This window comes from Kitasatospora sp. NPDC001540, from assembly GCF_042894345.1.
GTDB lineage: Bacteria > Actinomycetota > Actinomycetes > Streptomycetales > Streptomycetaceae > Kitasatospora > Kitasatospora phosalacinea_C.
Map to the genome: position 1 here is coordinate 110,268 of NZ_JBIAVO010000018.1, position 17,311 is coordinate 127,578.

Consider the following 17,311-nt stretch of genomic DNA (forward strand, 5'->3'; position numbering starts at 1 on the left):
ACAACGACTACAAAAGTGCAACGAGTCAACTTTTGAACCCGGTCAACCGTAGGGGTAGACTGCCCCCATGCCCAGCACCCCACCGCCATCACCCCCGCCGCCGCCACCGCCACCGCCGACGTCTCCGCCCCCGCCACCGCCGCCCGGGCGGCGCGAGCGCAAGAAGGCCGCCACCCGCCAGGCCATCGCCGACGCCGCACTGCGCCTGTTCCTGGAGCGCGGCTACGACGAGGTCGGCATCCGCGAGATCGCGGACGCCGCCGACGTCTCCACCACCACGCTGTTCAAGCACTTCCCGTCCAAGGAGACCCTGGTCTTCGACCGGGAGACGGACCAGGAGGCCGCACTGCTGGCCGCCGTCCGCGAACGTCCCCCCGGCCGGTCGATCCCGGCCGCCCTGTGCGACCACGCGCTGCGCCACCGCCGGGCCGCCACCGACGGCGACCCCCGCTTCGCGGCCTTCCTCGGCCTGGTGAACTCCACCCCCGCCCTGCGCGACTACCACCAGGCCATGTGGCTGCGCCACACCGCCGCGCTCGCCGCGGTGATCGCCGAGGAGAGCGGCCGCCCCGCCGACGATCCGCTCTGCACCGCACTGGCCCACTTCGCCCTGGAGGCCCCCCGGGCCGCCCAGGCCCACGACGACGTCCGCAGCGCCATGGTCCGCGCCTTCGACCTGCTCGAACACGGCTGGAACTCCCTTGCCGCACCCGCCTCCTAGCCCCTCCCCCGCCCGGGCCCTCCCGGCCGGGGGAACGGCGGTGGGCCCGCAGCGTCCGCCTTCCGGCGACCTTTGACGGGCCATCCCGGCCGTCCGCCAGGTGGCCTCGAGCACCCGGCGAAGGACGGGCCCGGTCGTTGCGGCAGGATCAGGTCGTGCCGATCCGCCGCCCCGCCTTCCTCCAGCGCCTGCGCAGGCGCCCGCACCGGCAGGCCCCCCACGTCAGCCCCGTGGACTTCCCCTGCCTGCTGATCGACGACGACGGTCTGATGCTGCCGTGCGCGGACGACGACGAACTCCAGCAACTGACCGAGCCCGACTTCACCGACGAGATCACGGCCGCCTTCGACGCCTCGGCACGGCCCCTCCAGGTCCATCTCGTCGGCGAGCGGCGAGCCATCGCCCTGCGCCCGGTCGGAGAGCCCGACCCGGATGCCCTGGTCGCCCACGTGACGGCGTACTTCCACCACTGGACCGATCGGACGGCACCCATCCCCGCAGAGCCGACGCACATCTGCGTCACGCATGTCGCAACTGTCGTCCGCGACACGCCCACCCGCCGCAGGCGCCCCTGAGGCGGATGCCACCCCCGCCGACCGACTTCAAGCCCGCTTGCCGACGGGATGGAGCCAACCGCCGGTCGAAGGCCACCGGACTTGCTGACGGCTCAGTCGGCGAACACGTCCTGCCGGAGGCTGCGAACCCGGCCTCCGGCAGGACGTGTTCGACTCACCAGGTCCTGCCCGCCTGCTCCCGGATCGTGTGGTTGATCCGGTTGAAGAAGTTGGTCATGGCGATCTCCAAGGTGATCGCACCCAACTGCTCCGCGGTGAAGTGGTCGGCGGCGGCCTCCCAGATCTCGTCGGTCACGCCGGTGGCGCCGTCCTGGATGCGGGTGGCGGCCTCGCTCAGCGCGAGCGCCACCCGCTCCTGCTCGGTGAAGAAGGGCGTCTCGCGCCACGCGACCACGTGGTGCAGCCGCTCGTCCGTCTCACCGGCCTTCTTCGCAGCCGAGACGCTGGCGAAGACGCACGGCGCGCAGCCGTTGACCTGACTGGCGCGCAGGTGGACCAGCGACAGCAGCCGCCGGTCGACGCCCCCTGCGGCTATCGCCTTGTGGAGGTGCTGGATCGCGGTCACCAGGTCGGGGTTCATCGCACCCTTGAGGCGTGCTTCCATCAGTCCTGCTCCTTCATCGGTTACCTGGACCCGTCCGGGCCCGTCATCCCCCATGACGGAGCGGATTCGGGGAAGGTGACAACATGGTCGAGACCGGCTCGACGGACCTGGTGGCCCGGGCGTTCGACGCCCAGCGCGACCGGCTGCGCGCGGTCGCCCACCGCATGCTCGGCTCGCACGCCGACGCCGAGGACGTGGTCCAGGAAGCCTGGCTGCGACTGTCCCGGCAGGACGCGGAGAGCATCGAGAACCTGGCCGGCTGGCTGACCACCGTGGTCGGCCGAATCAGTCTCGACGTCCTGCGCTCGCGCCAGGCCCGCCCCGAGGCGTCCTACGACGGACGCCTGACCGAGCTCGTGGTGACGCTCGACGACGCTCCCGCCCCGGACGACGACGCCGTGCTCGCCGACTCGGTCGGGCTCGCGCTCCTCGTCGTCCTCGAATCGCTCCGGCCCGGCGAGCGACTGGCGTTCGTGCTGCACGACCTGTTCGCGGTGCCGTTCGACGAGATCGGCCGCATCCTCGGCAAGTCCACCGACGCGACCAAGATGCTCGCCAGCCGCGCCCGCCGCAAGGTCCGGACGACCGAGCGGGAGACCGAGCGGACGACCCGCGCGGACCGGCAACAGCGCGAGGTCGTCGACGCTTTCCTGGCGGCGGCCCGCGGCGGCGACTTCGAGGGGTTGCTGCGCGTGCTCGACCCCGAGGTGAAGCTCACCGTCGACACCCCCGGCGGCACGGTCGTCACCCTCGGCGCCACCAAGGTCGCCGCCGGCGCACAACTGGCCGCCGGTGCGGCCTCCCTGGGCCGGGCGGCGCTCGTGGGCGGCCGCCCCGGAGTCCTCTCCTGGCGCGAGGACGGCACCCCGCTCTCGGTCCTCGCGTTCACCGTCGCCGGAGGCCGGATCACCGCCATCACCGCAGTGGTCGACCCGGCCAAGCTCACACGGATGAACCTGCCCGGCCCGGCGTGACCGGCACCGTTGCACCGCCTGCCCGTGCTGCGCCGCTGGGGCCCCGCCCGTATCGCCTATCTGCTCGGAATCGACCCGGCCACCGCCCACCGGTGTCCGCGCACTGAACGACGACACCGGTCGAGGGGCGGCGGGCGGCGGGCGGCGGCTACTGACGGCCCTGGGCCTGCCGCGGGTCGCGCCGCCCCTCGTTCTCGGTGACGACGTGGGCCCGCGCCCGCTTCGGAACGCTCGAGCGGGTCACCGTCTGCTCCTCGTGCATCGCGTTGCAGAGGCGGCGCCACGCGACACGGTCATCGGGCTCGTTCCAGGTGCCGTTGTCGAGTGTCGCCGGTGGCCCCTCGTTCCTCGGATGGACGCTCCGAGCCAGTTTCCGGTGCCCCGAGGGGTGCGGTCCACGGAATACTCGTGCCCGCCGCGTGTGGACGGGACGGGGCGACGGGTCGATCCGTTGGACGGGACGACTCGGTGGGGTTGAGTGAGCGGCGACCGGCGGAGAGTCGGCCTTCGAAGGCGAACTCCAGGAGCCTCTCCGTCAGCCGCTGGAGCAGGCCGCCGACACCGGTGAGCTGCAACCGCTCGCGCGGGCCAGGTCGACCAACCGCCCGATCAACTGGTCGTCCAGGACGTCCGCCTGCAACTCCACCGGCCGCACGGCCTCGGCGGAACCCTCGCCGGCCACCCCTGGCAGCCCGCGGGCCACTTGATCCACTTGGGAAACGGGCCCTAACGGTCCAGCCCCAGGCCCAGGCCGTCCAGGACGGTGCGCGCGCCGTCGGCGAAGGCGAGGGCCGGGTCGGTGGTGGCGCGGGTGGTCAGGGCGGCGGCGAGCAGCGGGAAGGTCTCGGGGACGGACGCACCGGCAGGAGCCGCGGAAGCGGCGGCGGCCTGGTGTTCGAGTTCGAGCGCCCCGATCACGTACGACACCAGCGCGTGCAGTGCGGACGCCCGGCGCGGCGCGTCGAGTCCGGCCTCGGCCAGCGCCTCCAGCAGCCGCTCGCGCCAGCGCAGCGCGGACGGGCAGCCGCCGTGGTGCCGGACCGCCAGCGGCAGGACGCCGGGGTGCGCACCGACGGCCTCGCGCATGAGCTCCAGCAGGACGAGCAGCCGGGCGCGCGGCCCGACCGCCGCGGCGGGCCGGTCGGCGCGGTCCGAAGCGACGTGGTCGGAGGCAACGTGCTCGGAGGCGGCGCGGTCCAGGACGGCGCCGAGGGCGAGGTCGACGACCAGGCACTCGAGTTCCTCGCGGTCCTCGACGTAGCGGTACAACGCCATGGTGCGGCGGTCGAGTTCGGCGGCGACGGTGCGCATGGACAGTGCCGACAGGCCGTCGCGGTCGATCACGGCGAGCGCGGCGGCGGCGATCTGCTGGGTGGTCAGGGAGCGTGGACGGGGCACGGGTTGACAGCGTACGGCATACGCCTACAGTTTAGGCGTACGGTCTACACCTACGAGGAGCTTCCGAGGAGCCCACGTGTCCCGACTCCGGACCGGCACCACCGCCCCGCCCCTCCCCGCCACCGCCGACGCCTCCGGCACGCCCCTGCCGCCGGTGCCCGCGGACGGCCTGACCCACCTGCAGTTCCGCCGCTTCGCGGGCTGCCCGATCTGCAACCTGCACCTGCGCAGCTTCGCCGTACGCCACCCGCAGCTGCGGGAGGCGGGGGTGCGGGAGGTGGCCGTCTTCCACTCGCCCGCCGACGAACTGCGGCCGTACGCCGACGGGTTGCCCTTCCCGCTGCTCGCCGACCCCGAGCAGCGGCTGTACCGCGCGTACGGCGTCGAACGCGGGGCCCGCGCGCTGCTCGACCCCCGGGTCTGGCCGTCGATCGTCCGTGGCCTGGCCCGCAGCGTCCCGCTGGTCCTGCGCGGCCGTGAACGCCCGCCCGCGTCCCGCCCCCTCGGTGGACGCCTCGGTCTGCCCGCCGACTTCCTGCTCACCGCCGACGGTCGGATCGCCGCCGCCCACTACGGCACCCACGCCGCCGACCACTGGTCCGTCGACCAGGTCCTCGCCCTCGCCGCCGAACACCGCACGGCGCCGGTACCCCAGCGCGACTGACCCCCTGCCACCCCGGGAGGGGCCCACCCCGACGAGGGCCGGCTCGGCCGAGCGGGAAACCGCCGGGCCGAGCAAACCCCCGCCCCGGCGAACCGAAAACCGCCCGCCCGAGCAGACCCCAGCCCTGCTGAGCAGAGCGGCGCTCAGTCCAACAGGGCGAGCGAGGCGACGAACTCCTTCGCGCGGCGGGTGATGTCGGCCCAGTCGCCGTCCGCGACGGCTTGCGGGGGGACGACGTCGGTGCCGGCGCAGACGGCGAGTGCGCCGTGGTCGAGGAAGGCCTTGGCGTTTCCGGTGTTGACGCCGCCGGAGGCGACCAGCGGGACGCCGGGGTAGGGGCCGTGCAGGTCCTTGAAGTAACCGGGGCCGAAGGCCTTGGCGGGGAAGATCTTGACCGCGGCGGCGCCGAGGTCGACGGCGTCGGCGACCTCGCTGGGCGTCAACGCGCCCATCACGACCGGGATTCCGGCCTCGCGGGCGATGTCGGCGACGGCGGGGCGCAGGCCGGGGGTGACCAGGAACCCGGCTCCGGCGGCGATGCCCTCGCGGGCCTGGTCGGCGGTGAGGACGGTGCCGACGCCGATCCGGCAGCCCGCTTCGGCGGCGCGGGCGACGTGGCGGGTCACGTCCGGTGTGGTGAAGGTGAGTTCGGTCCAGGCGATGCCGCCCTCGGCCAGGGCTTCGCAGAGCGCGACCGCGTCGGGGATCACGGGGGCCCGCACCACGGCGATCACCGGCTGCCGGGCCAACGCCGCGCGCAGGAGGTCCGCCCCCTCCGCCCCCGCCCCTGCTCCCGCTCCCGCTCCCGCCCGGGCTCCCGCTCCCGTCCCGGTTTCCGTTCCCGTCCCGGTTTCCGTTCCCATCCTGCCAACTCCTGTTCGATGTGCACTGGTTCGAAGTGATCGGGCGTTCCCCGCCGGAGGTCAGCCCCGGCTCGGGGCTCCGGCCCGAACCTTCCGGTCCGTGTCGCGGCGCAGGGCCCGGCCCGCGAGTTCGCCGGTGGGTTTGCCGTCGGTGAGGGCGGCGACGCCGTTGACCAGGACGTGCTGGATGCCTTCGGCGGCCTGCCGGGGGTGGTCGAAGGTGGCGGTGTCGCGGACGGTCTGCGGGTCGAACAGGACCAGGTCGGCGTGGTGGCCGGGGCGGACGAGTCCGCGCCGGTCGAGGCCGAGGCGGCGGGCGGGGCGGCCGGTCATCCGGGCGATGGTCTGCTCGAGGGTGAGGACGCCCAACTCGCGGCTGTAGTGGGCCAGGTAGCGGGGGAAGGTGCCCCAGGCGCGGGGGTGCGGGCGGGCACCGACCAGGAGGCCGTCGCTGCCGACGGTGTGCGCGGCGTGCCGCATGATGGCGCGGACGTTCTCCTCGTGGCCGACGTGCTGGAGGATCGTGGTGCCCAACTGGTCGGCGCGCAGCAGGTCGAAGAAGACCTCGGTGCCGGTGCGGCCCTGTTCGGCGGCGAGTTCGGAGATCTTCCGGCCGACAGCGGCGGAGAGCGAGCCGTGCCGGACGCCAGAGACCTGGATGGTGTCCCAGTCGGTGACGACGCCGTGGCAGCCGTCGCTGCCGCGTTCCTCGACGTCGACGCGGATGCGCTCGCGGGCGGCGGGGTCGGCGAGCCGGGCGAGGGTGGCTTCGGGGCCGCCCTCGGTGGACCAACTGGGCAGCAGGGCGGCCAGGGTGGTGGATCCGGGCAGGTAGGGGTAGCTGTCGAGGGTGATGTCGATGCCGTCGGCGAGTGCGGCGTCGACCAGGGCGAGGAACTGTCCGGCGCGGCCTTCGTTGACGCCGAAGTTCATGGTGGCGTGGGTGAGGTGGAGCGGGCAGCCGGAGCGCCGGGAGATCTCGACCATCTCGGCGTAGCCTTCCAACGCGCCCGCGCCGTAGGAGCGTTGGTGCGGGGCGTGGAAGCCGCCGCGGGCGGCGACGACGGTGCACAGTTCGACGAGTTCGGCGGTGTCGGCGTACATGCCGGGGGTGTAGGTGAGGCCGGTGGACATGCCGACCGCCCCGTCGGCCAGTGCTTCGTCCAACAGGTGCTTCATCCGGTCGAGTTCGGCGCCGGTGGGGGGACGGTTGGCCCAGCCCATGGCGAGCATCCGGACGGAGCCGTGCGGGACGAGGTAGCAGGTGTTGACGGCGGTGCCGGTGTCGAGGCGGTCGAGGTACTGGGCGACGGTGCGCCAGTTCCAGTCGAACTCCTCGTCGGCGGGATCGCCGTTCCAGCCCGCGAGTTGGCGGCGCAGCGCGGCGAGGGTGGTGTCGTCGACGGGGGCGTAGGAGAGGCCGTCCTGGCCGAGGACTTCGAGGGTGACGCCCTGGGTGATCCGGGAGGGGTGGTCGGGTTCGAGGAGCAGGCGCAGGTCGGAGTGGGCGTGCATGTCGATGAAGCCGGGGGCGAGGATCAGCCCGTCGGCGTCGATGACCCGGCGTCCGGTCAGGCGTTCGCCGGCGACCCGGGCCGTATCGGCACCACCGGCGCCGCCGGGGCGGCTGATCCGGTCGATGCGCCCGTCGGTGACGGTGACGTCGGCGCGGTAGCGGTCGGTGCCGGTGCCGTCGATGACGGTGGCGTCGCGCAGGAGGAGGTCGGCCATCAGAAGTACGTCCGGACAAGGTCGACGACGCGGGGGTGTTCGGCGTCGGCGTGGTCGAGGACGGGGATGAGGCTCCACTTGTCGAAGGCGGTGCAGGGGTGGGAGAGGCCGAGGCGCAGGACGGCGCCGACGGGGGCGGCGGCTCCGGCGTTGCGCAGGAAGGCGTGCTGGTCGTTGAGGGCGGTGACGGTGGCGCCCGCCGGGGTGTCCGCCAGGGGGCCTGCGCCGCGGACGAGTTGGGGTTCGGGAAGGCCTTCGTCGAACGGGAGGTCGCGCTTTCCGGCGTCGAGGAGGGCGAGTTGGGGTTCGGGGTGGGAGACGACGCGGGCCCAGCCGTGCATGGCGGAGCGCAGCGGGGTGGTGTCGGGGCGGCGGGAGAGCGGGGAGATGCCGCGGTAGAAGCCGTCGTCGTGGGCGAGGTAGGCGCCGGCCCGGACGATGACGGTGGTGCCGGGGACCTGCCGGGTGAGGGGGGTCAACTCCTGGGCGACGGTGTCGAAGTAGGCGCTGCCGCCCGCGGTGACGACGGGGGTGGGGGTGGGGTAGTCGGCGGCGAGGCGGCGGTGCAGGTCGGCGAGGTCGGCGAGGTAGCCGCGGACGGCGGCGAGGGCGGCGTCGGAGGCGTCGTGGGCGAGGGCGCCTTCGTAGCCGCCGACTCCGGCGAGGCGCAGGGTGGGGGCGGCGAGGACGGCGGCGGCGACGTCGAGGGCGGCGGGGACGCCGCGGGCGCCGGTCCGGCCGCCGGGGCCGCCGAGTTCGACCAGGACCTCGACGGGGCGGCGGGCTCCGGCGGCGCGCAGGGCGGCGTCCATCTGGCGGACGCTGTCGGTGGAGTCGACCCAGGAGGTGAAGGCGAAGTCGGGGTCGCGGTCGAGTTCGTCGGCGATCCAGGCGAGTCCGGCGGGGTCGAGCAGGGTGTTGGCGAGGAGCAGGCGTTGGACGCCGAAGGCGCGGGCGACGCGGAGTTGGGGGAGGTTGGCGAGGGTGATGGCGTGGGCCCCGGCGGCGAGTTGGGCCTGCCAGAGGGCGGGGGCCATGGTGGTCTTGCCGTGCGGGGCGAGGCGGACTCCGGCGTCGCGGCACCAGGCGGCCATGGTGTGCAGGTTGTGGGCGAGGGCGGCGGCGTCGAGGGTGAGCAGGGGGGTGCCGAGGCCGTCGAGGGTGGGGCGGGTGGCGAGCCAGTCGCGGACGGTGCGGCCCCAGGCGTCGGCGGGGACGGCCTTGAAGCGGAAGTCGAGGATCTCGTCGGCGAGGGCGGCGACGGCGGCGGTGTCGATGCCGATGCCGGGGCCGTCGCCCTCGCCGGGGCCGGGGCTGCGGACGGGGTCGGCGAAGTACTGCGGGCCCGCCTCCGCCCGTCCGGCGGTTCCGTTCGCCCGTTCCGCGGTTGCGTCCGTCCCGCTGTTCTCGCCCATCGCACTGCCTCCGTGTCAGACCCGTCAAGCCCCGGCCCGCCGACGAGCTGGGAAGTTGCAACATGCGCAACCTGTATTGCGCATGTTGGTGATACGGTTCTAGCATTCACGCCGGACGGCGGTCAACGGACCGCGGCGCGGCCCGTCCACCCCTCCCACCAGGCACGCAGCACCGGGGCTCACCGCCGAGCGCCGGGCCGCGCGGGCCGTCGGCGGTGGGGGCGGGGGTGCGGGCCCCAGGGTGAGGGAGCGGGTTTGATGGCGGATCGAGGCGGTGCGGACCGGGCCGGTGCGGGCCGGGACGATGCGGCCGCCGCCCGGGCGGTGTGCCTGGGCGAGTCGATGGCGGTGCTGCTGCCCGACCGGCCGGGGCCGTTCGAGGCCGTCGGCGCGTTCCGGCCCTCGGTGGGGGGCGCCGAGTCGAACGTGGCGGCCGCGCTGGCCGCGCTGGGCGTGCCGACGGCGTGGATCAGCCGGGTCGGCGCGGACGGCTTCGGCCGCCGCCTGACGGGCGACCTGGCCGCGGCGGGGGTGGACGTGTCGGCCGTCGCGGTCGACCCGCACCGCCCGACCGGCGTGTACCTGAAGGAGACCGGCGGTTCCGGCCTCCCGCACGACCTGGGCCCGGGCCGTTCCCGCCTGCACTACTACCGCACCGGTTCGGCGGCCTCCGCGCTCTCCCCCGCGCTGCTGGACGACCCGGTGGCCGCGGCCCTGCTGGACGCCGCGCCGCTGCTGCACCTGACCGGCATCACGCCCGCGCTGTCGGACGACTGCCTGGCCCTGGTGCGCGCCCTGCTGGCCCGCCGCCGCCCGGGCCGGCTGGTCTCCTTCGACCTGAACTGGCGCCCGGCGCTGTGGCGGCTGCGCGACCCGGCGGTGCTGCCGGAGCTGCTGGATGCCGCGGACGTGCTGCTGCTGGGCGCGGACGAGGCCGAGGAGGCGTTCGGCACCGGCGACCCGCGGGCGCTGCGGGCGCGCTTCCCGTCCCCGGCCACCGTGGTGGTCAAGGACGCCGGGCACCTGGTCACCGCGCTCGACCAGGGCGGCGGCTCGGTCACCGAACGGGCGCTGCGCGTCGAGGTGATGGAGCCGACCGGCGCGGGCGACGCGTTCGCGGCGGGCTACCTGGCGGGCACCCTGCGCGGTCTCGACCAGCGCTCCCGGCTGCGCCTGGGCCACCTGGCGGCGGCGGGCGCGCTGACCGCCCCCACCGACCACGGCGCGCTGCCGGACGCGGCGACGGTGGCCGCGCTGCTGGCCGCCGACGAGCGGGCCTGGGCGGCGACCCGGGTCTCCGCGTCCGGCATCGACTCCCCCGCGCTGCCGGCCCCCGTCCTGCCCGCCCCCGTCCGCTGAGCCCCTGCCACCACCGCAACCGCACCGCACCCTCCCGGCACCCTCGAAGACCCTCGGGACACCCATGAGCCAGACCGTCACCCGCGCCCTGCGCCTGCTCGCCGAACTCGGCGAGGGCGAGCGCTCCCTCGACCAGTTGGCCGAGCTGATCGGCGTGCACAAGACCACCGTGCTGCGGCTGCTGCAGAGCCTGGAGGAGGAGCGCTTCGTCCACCGCGACGCCCAGTACCGCTACCACCTCGGCGCGGGCCTGTTCGCGCTGTCCAGCCTCGCGCTGGAACAGCGCGGCATCCGCCGCACCGCCGCCCCGCACCTCGCCGAGCTGAACGCGGCGACCGGCCAGACCGTGCACCTGGCCGCGTACGAGGGCGGCGAGGTGGTCTACATCGACAAGTACGACTCGCGGCACCCGGTGCGGATGTACTCGCGGATCGGGCTGCGGGCGGCCCTGCACAACACGGCGGTGGCCAAGGTGCTGCTGGCCGACCTGTCACCGGCCGAGCGCCGCCGGGTGGTGGACGGGATCGAGTTCACCGTGCACACCCCGAACACGATCACCAGTCCGAAGGCGCTGCTGGCCGAGCTCGACCAGGTCGCGGCGCAGGGCTGGGCGCAGGACCACGCCGAGCACGAGGCGTTCATCAACTGCGTGGCCGCGCCGATCCGGGACGTCTCGGGCCGGGTGGTGGCGGCGGCGTCGATCTCGGTGCCGGACGTGGTCCTCCCGTACGAGCAGGTGCTCGAACTGCTCCCCCAACTGCTCGCCTGCACCCGGGCGATCTCCGCCGACGCGGGCCTCCCGGCTCGCGGCACCGTTCACTGACGCATCGTCGACAACCGTATGGAGCAAGACACATGAGCGACAAGATCGAGGTCCGCACCGATGGCGCCCCGGCCCCGGCGTGGATGTTCTCGCAGGGCGTGCGCAAGGGCCCGATCCTGCAGGTGTCCGGCCAGGGCCCGCAGGACCCGGCGACCGGCGAGTACCTGTACCACGGCGACGTGAAGGCGCAGACCCGGCGGACGCTGGAGAACGTCAAGGCGATCGTGGAGGCGGGCGGCGCGAGCATCGAGGACGTGGTGATGTTCCGCGTCTACCTGACCAAGCGGGCCGACTTCCCGCTGATGAACGAGGTGTACGCCCAGTTCATCGAGGAGAACATCGCCCCGGGCGGCGTGAAGCCCTGCCGCACCACGGTCTTCGTCGAACTCCCGCAGGAGCCGATGCTGGTGGAGATCGACGCGCAGGCCGTCGTCACGGACTGAGCCTCCTCCGGGCGTCGGCCGCGCCGCCCCGCGCCGCCCGGTCCGCCGCCCCGGGGCCGTCCCGTCAGGGGCCCTTCGGGGCGGCGCGGCCGACGATCGTGCCCGCGCGGTCGATGCAGATCACGTCGACGGTGACGGGGGCGCCGAGCAGCACGTCGAGGGCGGTGGCGCGGGCCCGTTCGGCGACCAGGTCGCCGAGGGGGACGCCCGCCGCCGTGCACAACTGCACGGCCTCCAGGGCGGTGTTGGCGGCGGCGACCCGGGCGGCCAGCTCCTCGGTGGCGCCGCCCTCCCTTGCCAGGGCGGCGAGTTGGGCCTTGTCGACCTGGGAGCGTCCGGAGTGCAGGTCGAGGTGTCCGGCGGCGAGCTTGGAGAGCTTGGCGAAGCCGCCGCAGACGGTGAGGCGCGGAACCGGGTGCCTGCGCAGGTACTTGAGGACGGCCCCGGCGAAGTCGCCCATGTCGAGCAGGGCGTCCTCGGGCAGGCCGTACTCGGCGACCACCACCTTCTCGGAGGTGGAGCCGGTCGCGCCCGCGACGTGGGGGTGCCCGGCGGCGCGGGCCACGTCGATGCCGCGGCGGATCGAGTCGATCCAGGCCGAGCAGGAGTAGGGCACCACGATGCCGGTCGTGCCGAGGATGGACAGGCCGCCGAGGATGCCCAGGCGCGGGTTCCAGGTGTGCCGGGCGATCTCCTCGCCGTGGTCGACGGAGAGTTCCACCTCCACGTCGCCGGACGCGCCGAACTCCCGGGCCACTTCGGCGACCGCCTCGCGCATCAGCTGCCGCGGCACCGGGTTGACGGCCGGTTCGCCGACCGCCAGCGGCAGGCCGGGCTTGGTGACCGTCCCCACGCCCGGTCCGGCCCGGAACACCACGCCGCTGCCCGGCGGGCCCGGCCGCACCGTGGAGCGGACCAGCGCGCCGTGCGTCACGTCGGGGTCGTCGCCCGCGTCCTTGACCACCCCGGCGCTGGCCCGGCCGGGCGCGAGTTCCTCCACCGCCAGCGCGAACGCGGGCCGCTCGCCCTTGGGCAGGGTGATGACCACCGGGTCGGGGAAGCCGCCGCCGAGCAGCGCCGTGTACGCCGCCTTGGTCGCGGCCGTGGCGCACGCGCCCGTCGTCCAGCCGGGCCGCAGTCCGCTGCTACGCAGCTGCCCCTTGCGCCCGCCGCCCACCGGGCCGTCCTGCGCCGCGCTACTCACCGCTCACCACTCGTCCCGCCGTTCACCGCTCGTCCGCCGTTCTCCTGGCCGTTCCCACTGCTCCCACCGTCCCACGTCGGCGGCCTCGGGCGCCCGGTTAGGGTGGTGTGTCCTGCTCGCACCGGCCCAGGGAGCTTCCGCATGCACGTCCTGATCCTCGGCGGCACCAGTGAGGCCCGCCGGTTGGCGGAGGTGCTGGTGGCCGATCCGGCGCTGCGGGTGACCAGTTCGCTGGCCGGGCGGGTGGAGCGGCCGCGGCTGCCCGCGGGGGAGGTCAGGGTCGGCGGGTTCGGCGGCCCGGCCGGTCTGGCGGCCTGGCTGCGGGCCCACGCGGTGGACGCGCTGCTGGACGCCACCCACCCGTTCGCGGAGCGGATCAGCCGCAACGCTGCGCTGGCCGCCGCCGAGACGGGCACGCCGCTGCTGGCGCTGCGCCGCCCGGGCTGGGTGCCGCAGGACGGCGACCGCTGGCACGCGGTGCCGAGCCTGGCCGCGGCCGCGGAGGCGCTGCCCGCGCTCGGCCGCCGGGTGTTCCTGACCACCGGGCGCCAGGGCATCGCCGCCTTCGCGCACCTGGACGGGCTGGTCTTCCTGGCGCGTTCGGTCGAGCCGCCGGTGGCGCCGATGCCCACCGTGACCGAAGTGCTGCTGGAGCGCGGCCCGTTCACCCTGGACGGGGAGCGGGCGCTGCTGCGGGCGCACCGGATCGAGGTGCTGGTGACCAAGGACAGCGGCAGCGCCGCGACCGCGCCCAAGCTGACGGCGGCCCGCGAACTCGGCCTGCCCGTGGTCGTGGTGCAGCGCCCGGCGCCCCCGGAGGGGGTGCGCACCGCCCCGGACGTCGCCGGGGCGGCCGACTGGGTCAGGCGGCTGGTGGGCTGACGCACCGTCGACTCGCCTGCTACGCCTCGGGGTAGCGGCGCGGCGTCCACACCACTTCGGCGCCGCCGCCGCGCCGCGCCCACTGGGTCTGGCTGGAGCCGACCAGCAGCAGGGTGCGCATGTCGACGTCCGCCGGGTCGAGTTCGGCGAGCGCGACGGTGCGGATCCGTTCGGTGGGGCCGCCGACGTCCCGGGCCAGCACCACGGGGGTCTGCGGGGAGCGGTACTCCAGCAGCAGGTCGCGGGCCGAACCGACCTGCGTGGTGCGGGACTTGGAGCCGGGGTTGTAGAGCGCCAGCACCAGGTCGGCCTCGGCGGCGGCGCGCAGCCGCCGGGCGATGACCTCCCAGGGCTTGAGCCGGTCGGAGAGCGAGACGACCGCGTAGTCGTGGCCGAGCGGCGCCCCGATCCGGGAGGCGGCGGCGTGCGCGGCGGTCATGCCGGGCAGGACGCGGACCGGGACGTCCCGGTAGGGGTCGGTGCAGGCGGCCTCGAGGACGGCGGTGGCCATCGCGAAGACGCCCGGGTCGCCGGAGGAGACCACGGCGACGCGGCGGCCGCGGCGGGCCAGGTCGAGGGCGAACTCGGCCCGGACGCCTTCGACCTTGTTGTCGGAGGCGTGCCGGAGCTGCCCGGCGCGGACGGGGACCCGGTCCAGGTAGGTGGTGTAGCCGACCAGGTCGGTGGCGCTCGCGAGGGCGCCGCGCGCCTCGGGGGTCAGCCACAGCGGCCCGGCGGGCCCGGTGCCGACCACGACGACCTCGCCGACGGCCGGGGGCACGTCGCCCGGGGTCGCGTCGACCGGAGCCTCGGCGGCTGAAGCCGCGTCGACCGCAGCCGTATCGGCCGGGTCCGTGTAGGGCCGTCCGCTGGAGTCGAGCGCGGCGACCTTGCTGGGCAGCACGGCGACCGAGAAGTACGGGACGCCCTCGGGGTCGATGTCGGCCAGCCGTCCGGTGCGCTCGCCGTCCATGGTGGCGCGCTCCACGTACCGGGCGTCGTCGAGGCGCCCGGCCCGTTCCAGGGCGCGGCGGACGGTGGGGAAGGTGCGGCCGAGCTTCATGACGACGGCGGAGTCGGTGGCGGCGAGCCGGGCGGCGAGTTCCTCCTCGGGGAGGGTGCCGGGGATGATCGTGAGGACTTCCTCGGCTTCGACCAGGGGGGTGCCGAGGCGGGCGGCGGCGGCGCTGATCGAGGTGACGCCGGGGACGACCTCGGTCGGGTAGCGGTGCGCGAGCCGCTTGTGCATGTGCTGGTAGGAGCCGTAGAACAGCGGGTCGCCCTCGGCGAGGACGACGACGTCGCGTCCGGCGTCGAGGTGGGCGGCGAGCCGGGCGGAGGCCTCCTGGTAGAAGTCGTCGAGGGCGCCGCGGTAGCCGCCGGGGTGGTCGGTGGTCTCGACGGTGACGGGGTACATCAGCCGCTCTTCGATCTGCCCGCCGGTCAGGTAGCGTTCGGCGATGGCCCGGGCGTGCGAGCGGCCGTGCCGGGCGCAGTGGTAGGCGATGACGTCGGCCTTGCCGATGAGTTCGGCGGCGCGCACGGTGACCAGCGACGGGTCGCCGGGGCCGACGCCGACCCCGTACAGCCTGCCGGTTTCCTGACGTTCCGTCATTCTTCTTCGCTCGCAATCGCGTTGATGGCTGCGGCGGCTATGGCGCTGCCGCCGCGGCGGCCCCGGACGACGAGGTGCTCCAGGGCGGAGGGGTGGTCGGCGAGGGCCTGCTTGGACTCGGCGGCGCCGATGAAGCCGACGGGGACGCCGATGACGGCGGCGGGGCGGGGGGCTCCGGCCTCGATCATCTCCAGCAGGCGGAACAGCGAGGTGGGGGCGTTGCCGACGGCGACGACGGCGCCCTCGAGGCGGGGCAGCCACAGTTCCATGGCGGCGGCGCTGCGGGTGGTGCCCATGGCGCGGGCGAGTTCGGGGACGGCGGGGTCGGTGAGGGTGCAGAGCACCTCGTTGTCGGCGGGCAGCCGTTTGCGGGTCACGCCGCTGGCGACCATGTTGACGTCGCAGAGGATCGGCGCTCCGGCGAGCAGGGCGCGGCGGGCGTCGGCGACGGCGTTCGGCGACCAGAGCAGGTCGTCGACGAGGTCGGTCATGCCGCAGGCGTGGATCATCCGGACGGCGACCCGGGCGACGTCGGCGGGCAGGTGGGCGAGGTTCGCCTCGGCCCGGATGGTGGCGAAGGACTGGCGGTAGATGGCCGCGCCGTCCTTCTCGTAGTCGATCATTTGGGCCTCCGCCATTGGGCGTTGCGGGCTTCGGCGACTGCCTCGGCCGTCTGGTTCTCTTCGGTGTCGCGGACGGTGCCGTCGACGGTGACGCGGTGTCCGGCCGCGGTGGCCAGGACGTCGACCCAGCGTCCGGCGGGGTGCCCGCAGCGGCGGGCGCAGCCGGACCAGTGGACGGGCAGTCCTTCGGCGGGGACGTCGGTGTGGGCGCGGGTGGCCTGGGCGCGGACGTCGGCGAGCGACTTGGCGCAGCCGGGCAGGCCGGTGCAGGCGGTGACGCCTTCCCAGGGGCCGCCGGGGGTGGTGCGGAATCCGGCGTCGGCGAGGTGCGGGAGCCGGGCGGGGTCGGCGCCGGGCAGCACGACGCCGCGCCAGGGGGTGAGCCGGGCGGTGCGGCCGGCGGGGAGGGCGTCGGCGAGCAGCCGCCACTGGGCGCTGGTGGCGCGGCCGAAGCGCAGTCCGACCGAGAGGCCGTCGCCCACCTGCCCCAGCAGGGGTTGTTCGCCCGCGAAGGGGGGGAGCGGGACGGTGCCTTCGGGGAGTTCGGACTGGATCTCGCGGGGGTGCCAGGCGCGTCCGGCGGCGAGGTCGAGGAAGCGGCGGGCGGCGTCGAGCGCGGCGGGGACGGGTGCGTCGACGGCGGTGGCGCGGCGGGCGCGGCCGAGGCGGAGCAGGGCGCGGCCGCTGCCGACTGCGATCAAGGTCACATCGGCCTGGAGGGCCGCGACGTCGCCGCGGCCGTCGTCGAGGGCGAACAGGAACTTCCCGGACAGTCGGGCGGCCCACGGCGCGGCGCACAGCGCCTCGTCCAACTCCCTTACCCAGCACTCGAATTGGGCATCGCCTGCGCCGCGGCCGTCGATTCCGGCGAGTGGGGAGGCGACGATGTTGCGGACGCGCTCGTGGGTGTCGGAGGGCAACAGGCCGACGGTGCGCAGGCGTTCGGCGAGGTCGGCGGCGCAGGCCTCGGCGAGGCCGCGCAGCTGGGCGTTGCCGCGGGAGGTGATCTCGATGCCGCCGTCGCCGAGGGCGTCGGCGGCGTCGGCGATCGCGCACAGCTGACGGTGCGTCAACTTCCCGCCGGGGAGCCGGAGTCGGGCCAGGTGCCCGTCCTCGGCGGGGTGCAGTCGGAGCGCGCCGGGGCAGGCGTCGGCGCGGCCTCGGTCGGGCCCGACGGAGGGTGCCTGGGCGGCGTCGGGTGTGGGTGGCATGGCGGCGAGCATACCCATCGGGCGCGTTCGCGCCACCGCCTCCTCCGTCACACCCGCCCGGCGGCCCGGGCGCCCGCCGCGCGGCGATTGCGCAGCTCAGGGCGGTGCGGGCCGGGAGCGGGGGGCGCGGGTGGTCGGGTTTCGGTCAGCGTCGCAGCTCACACTCCCCCGGGGGCCGATCACCCCGTACGATGCTCGCGGGCGTC

General features: G+C 74.9%; 18 protein-coding genes. 8 read left to right on the top strand and 10 right to left on the bottom strand.

Translation table 11 applies throughout. The features are described from left to right. Window positions 1–67: 67 nt before the first annotated feature. Both ACFY00_RS21780 and ACFY00_RS21785 read left to right on the top strand, forming a co-directional pair. Window positions 68–721, top strand: coding sequence for a TetR/AcrR family transcriptional regulator (locus ACFY00_RS21780; protein WP_388033097.1), 654 nt, complete (start codon window positions 68–70; stop codon window positions 719–721). A gap of 155 nt (window positions 722–876) precedes the next feature. Beyond that, on the top strand, window positions 877–1,296 hold the full coding sequence (locus ACFY00_RS21785) for a hypothetical protein (RefSeq protein ID WP_388033098.1): 420 nt from the start codon (window positions 877–879) through the stop codon (window positions 1,294–1,296). A 154-nt stretch (window positions 1,297–1,450) separates the two neighbouring features. On the opposite strand, the gene ACFY00_RS21790 is transcribed toward ACFY00_RS21785, so the two are convergent. After that, window positions 1,451–1,900 carry a carboxymuconolactone decarboxylase family protein gene (locus tag ACFY00_RS21790; protein ID WP_388033099.1) on the bottom strand — a complete coding sequence of 150 codons (450 nt, stop codon included), beginning with the start codon at window positions 1,898–1,900 and terminating at the stop codon, window positions 1,451–1,453. Window positions 1,901–1,983: 83 nt separating this feature from the next. On the opposite strand from ACFY00_RS21790, the gene ACFY00_RS21795 reads away from it, so the two are divergent. Next, window positions 1,984–2,874, top strand: coding sequence for a sigma-70 family RNA polymerase sigma factor (locus ACFY00_RS21795; RefSeq protein ID WP_388033100.1), 891 nt, complete (start codon window positions 1,984–1,986; stop codon window positions 2,872–2,874). 535 nt (window positions 2,875–3,409) lie between these two features. On the opposite strand, the gene ACFY00_RS21800 is transcribed toward ACFY00_RS21795, so the two are convergent. Both ACFY00_RS21800 and ACFY00_RS21805 read right to left on the bottom strand, forming a co-directional pair. Then, window positions 3,410–3,556 carry a hypothetical protein gene (locus ACFY00_RS21800; RefSeq protein ID WP_388033101.1) on the bottom strand — a complete coding sequence of 49 codons (147 nt, stop codon included), beginning with the start codon at window positions 3,554–3,556 and terminating at the stop codon, window positions 3,410–3,412. Between the two features lie 44 nt (window positions 3,557–3,600). Next, complete coding sequence (locus ACFY00_RS21805; protein ID WP_388033102.1) at window positions 3,601–4,272, bottom strand: TetR/AcrR family transcriptional regulator; 672 nt, start codon at window positions 4,270–4,272, stop codon at window positions 3,601–3,603. Between the two features lie 76 nt (window positions 4,273–4,348). Here ACFY00_RS21805 and ACFY00_RS21810 point away from each other — a divergent pair, with 76 nt between their 5' ends. Then, the gene (locus ACFY00_RS21810) at window positions 4,349–4,936 is read left to right on the top strand and encodes a peroxiredoxin-like family protein (protein ID WP_388033103.1); all 588 of its coding nucleotides are present in this window, start codon (window positions 4,349–4,351) and stop codon (window positions 4,934–4,936) included. A gap of 143 nt (window positions 4,937–5,079) precedes the next feature. On the opposite strand, the gene ACFY00_RS21815 is transcribed toward ACFY00_RS21810, so the two are convergent. From ACFY00_RS21815 to ACFY00_RS21825, 3 genes are all read right to left on the bottom strand, one after another. Then, window positions 5,080–5,685 carry a bifunctional 4-hydroxy-2-oxoglutarate aldolase/2-dehydro-3-deoxy-phosphogluconate aldolase gene (locus tag ACFY00_RS21815; protein ID WP_388033104.1) on the bottom strand — a complete coding sequence of 202 codons (606 nt, stop codon included), beginning with the start codon at window positions 5,683–5,685 and terminating at the stop codon, window positions 5,080–5,082. Between the two features lie 174 nt (window positions 5,686–5,859). After that, the gene (locus ACFY00_RS21820; protein ID WP_388033105.1) at window positions 5,860–7,530 is read right to left on the bottom strand and encodes an amidohydrolase family protein; all 1,671 of its coding nucleotides are present in this window, start codon (window positions 7,528–7,530) and stop codon (window positions 5,860–5,862) included. Beyond that, on the bottom strand, window positions 7,530–8,945 hold the full coding sequence (locus tag ACFY00_RS21825) for an amino acid deaminase (protein ID WP_388033106.1): 1,416 nt from the start codon (window positions 8,943–8,945) through the stop codon (window positions 7,530–7,532). Before ACFY00_RS21825 ends, ACFY00_RS21820 begins: the two co-directional genes overlap by 1 nt. 258 nt (window positions 8,946–9,203) lie before the next feature. Between ACFY00_RS21825 and ACFY00_RS21830 the strand changes: the two genes are divergently transcribed. From ACFY00_RS21830 to ACFY00_RS21840, 3 genes are all read left to right on the top strand, one after another. Beyond that, complete coding sequence (locus ACFY00_RS21830) at window positions 9,204–10,304, top strand: sugar kinase (RefSeq protein WP_388033107.1); 1,101 nt, start codon at window positions 9,204–9,206, stop codon at window positions 10,302–10,304. A 64-nt stretch (window positions 10,305–10,368) separates the two neighbouring features. Beyond that, on the top strand, window positions 10,369–11,127 hold the full coding sequence (locus ACFY00_RS21835; protein WP_388033108.1) for an IclR family transcriptional regulator: 759 nt from the start codon (window positions 10,369–10,371) through the stop codon (window positions 11,125–11,127). A 32-nt stretch (window positions 11,128–11,159) separates the two neighbouring features. Further along, window positions 11,160–11,570 carry a RidA family protein gene (locus tag ACFY00_RS21840; protein ID WP_388033109.1) on the top strand — a complete coding sequence of 137 codons (411 nt, stop codon included), beginning with the start codon at window positions 11,160–11,162 and terminating at the stop codon, window positions 11,568–11,570. 64 nt (window positions 11,571–11,634) lie between these two features. Here ACFY00_RS21840 and ACFY00_RS21845 read toward each other — a convergent pair whose 3' ends face one another. Then, a complete protein-coding gene (locus ACFY00_RS21845) occupies window positions 11,635–12,774 on the bottom strand; it encodes a cobalt-precorrin-5B (C(1))-methyltransferase (protein ID WP_388033110.1) in 1,140 nt (379 codons plus the stop codon). Between the two features lie 141 nt (window positions 12,775–12,915). Between ACFY00_RS21845 and ACFY00_RS21850 the strand changes: the two genes are divergently transcribed. Then, window positions 12,916–13,656, top strand: a complete 741-nt coding sequence (locus ACFY00_RS21850) for a cobalt-precorrin-6A reductase (RefSeq protein WP_388033111.1) — start codon at window positions 12,916–12,918, stop codon at window positions 13,654–13,656. 19 nt (window positions 13,657–13,675) lie between these two features. Here ACFY00_RS21850 and ACFY00_RS21855 read toward each other — a convergent pair whose 3' ends face one another. The 3 genes from ACFY00_RS21855 to ACFY00_RS21865 are packed head-to-tail and all read right to left on the bottom strand — an operon-like array spanning window position 13,676 to window position 17,105. Continuing rightward, window positions 13,676–15,271, bottom strand: a complete 1,596-nt coding sequence (locus ACFY00_RS21855; RefSeq protein WP_388033112.1) for a precorrin-2 C(20)-methyltransferase — start codon at window positions 15,269–15,271, stop codon at window positions 13,676–13,678. Beyond that, on the bottom strand, window positions 15,268–15,894 hold the full coding sequence (locus ACFY00_RS21860; protein ID WP_380236043.1) for a precorrin-8X methylmutase: 627 nt from the start codon (window positions 15,892–15,894) through the stop codon (window positions 15,268–15,270). The genes ACFY00_RS21855 and ACFY00_RS21860 overlap by 4 nt, the downstream gene beginning before the upstream one ends. Further along, window positions 15,891–17,105, bottom strand: coding sequence for a cobalamin biosynthesis protein CobG (locus ACFY00_RS21865; RefSeq protein WP_388033113.1), 1,215 nt, complete (start codon window positions 17,103–17,105; stop codon window positions 15,891–15,893). Before ACFY00_RS21865 ends, ACFY00_RS21860 begins: the two co-directional genes overlap by 4 nt. Between the last annotated feature and the right edge of the window lie 206 nt (window positions 17,106–17,311).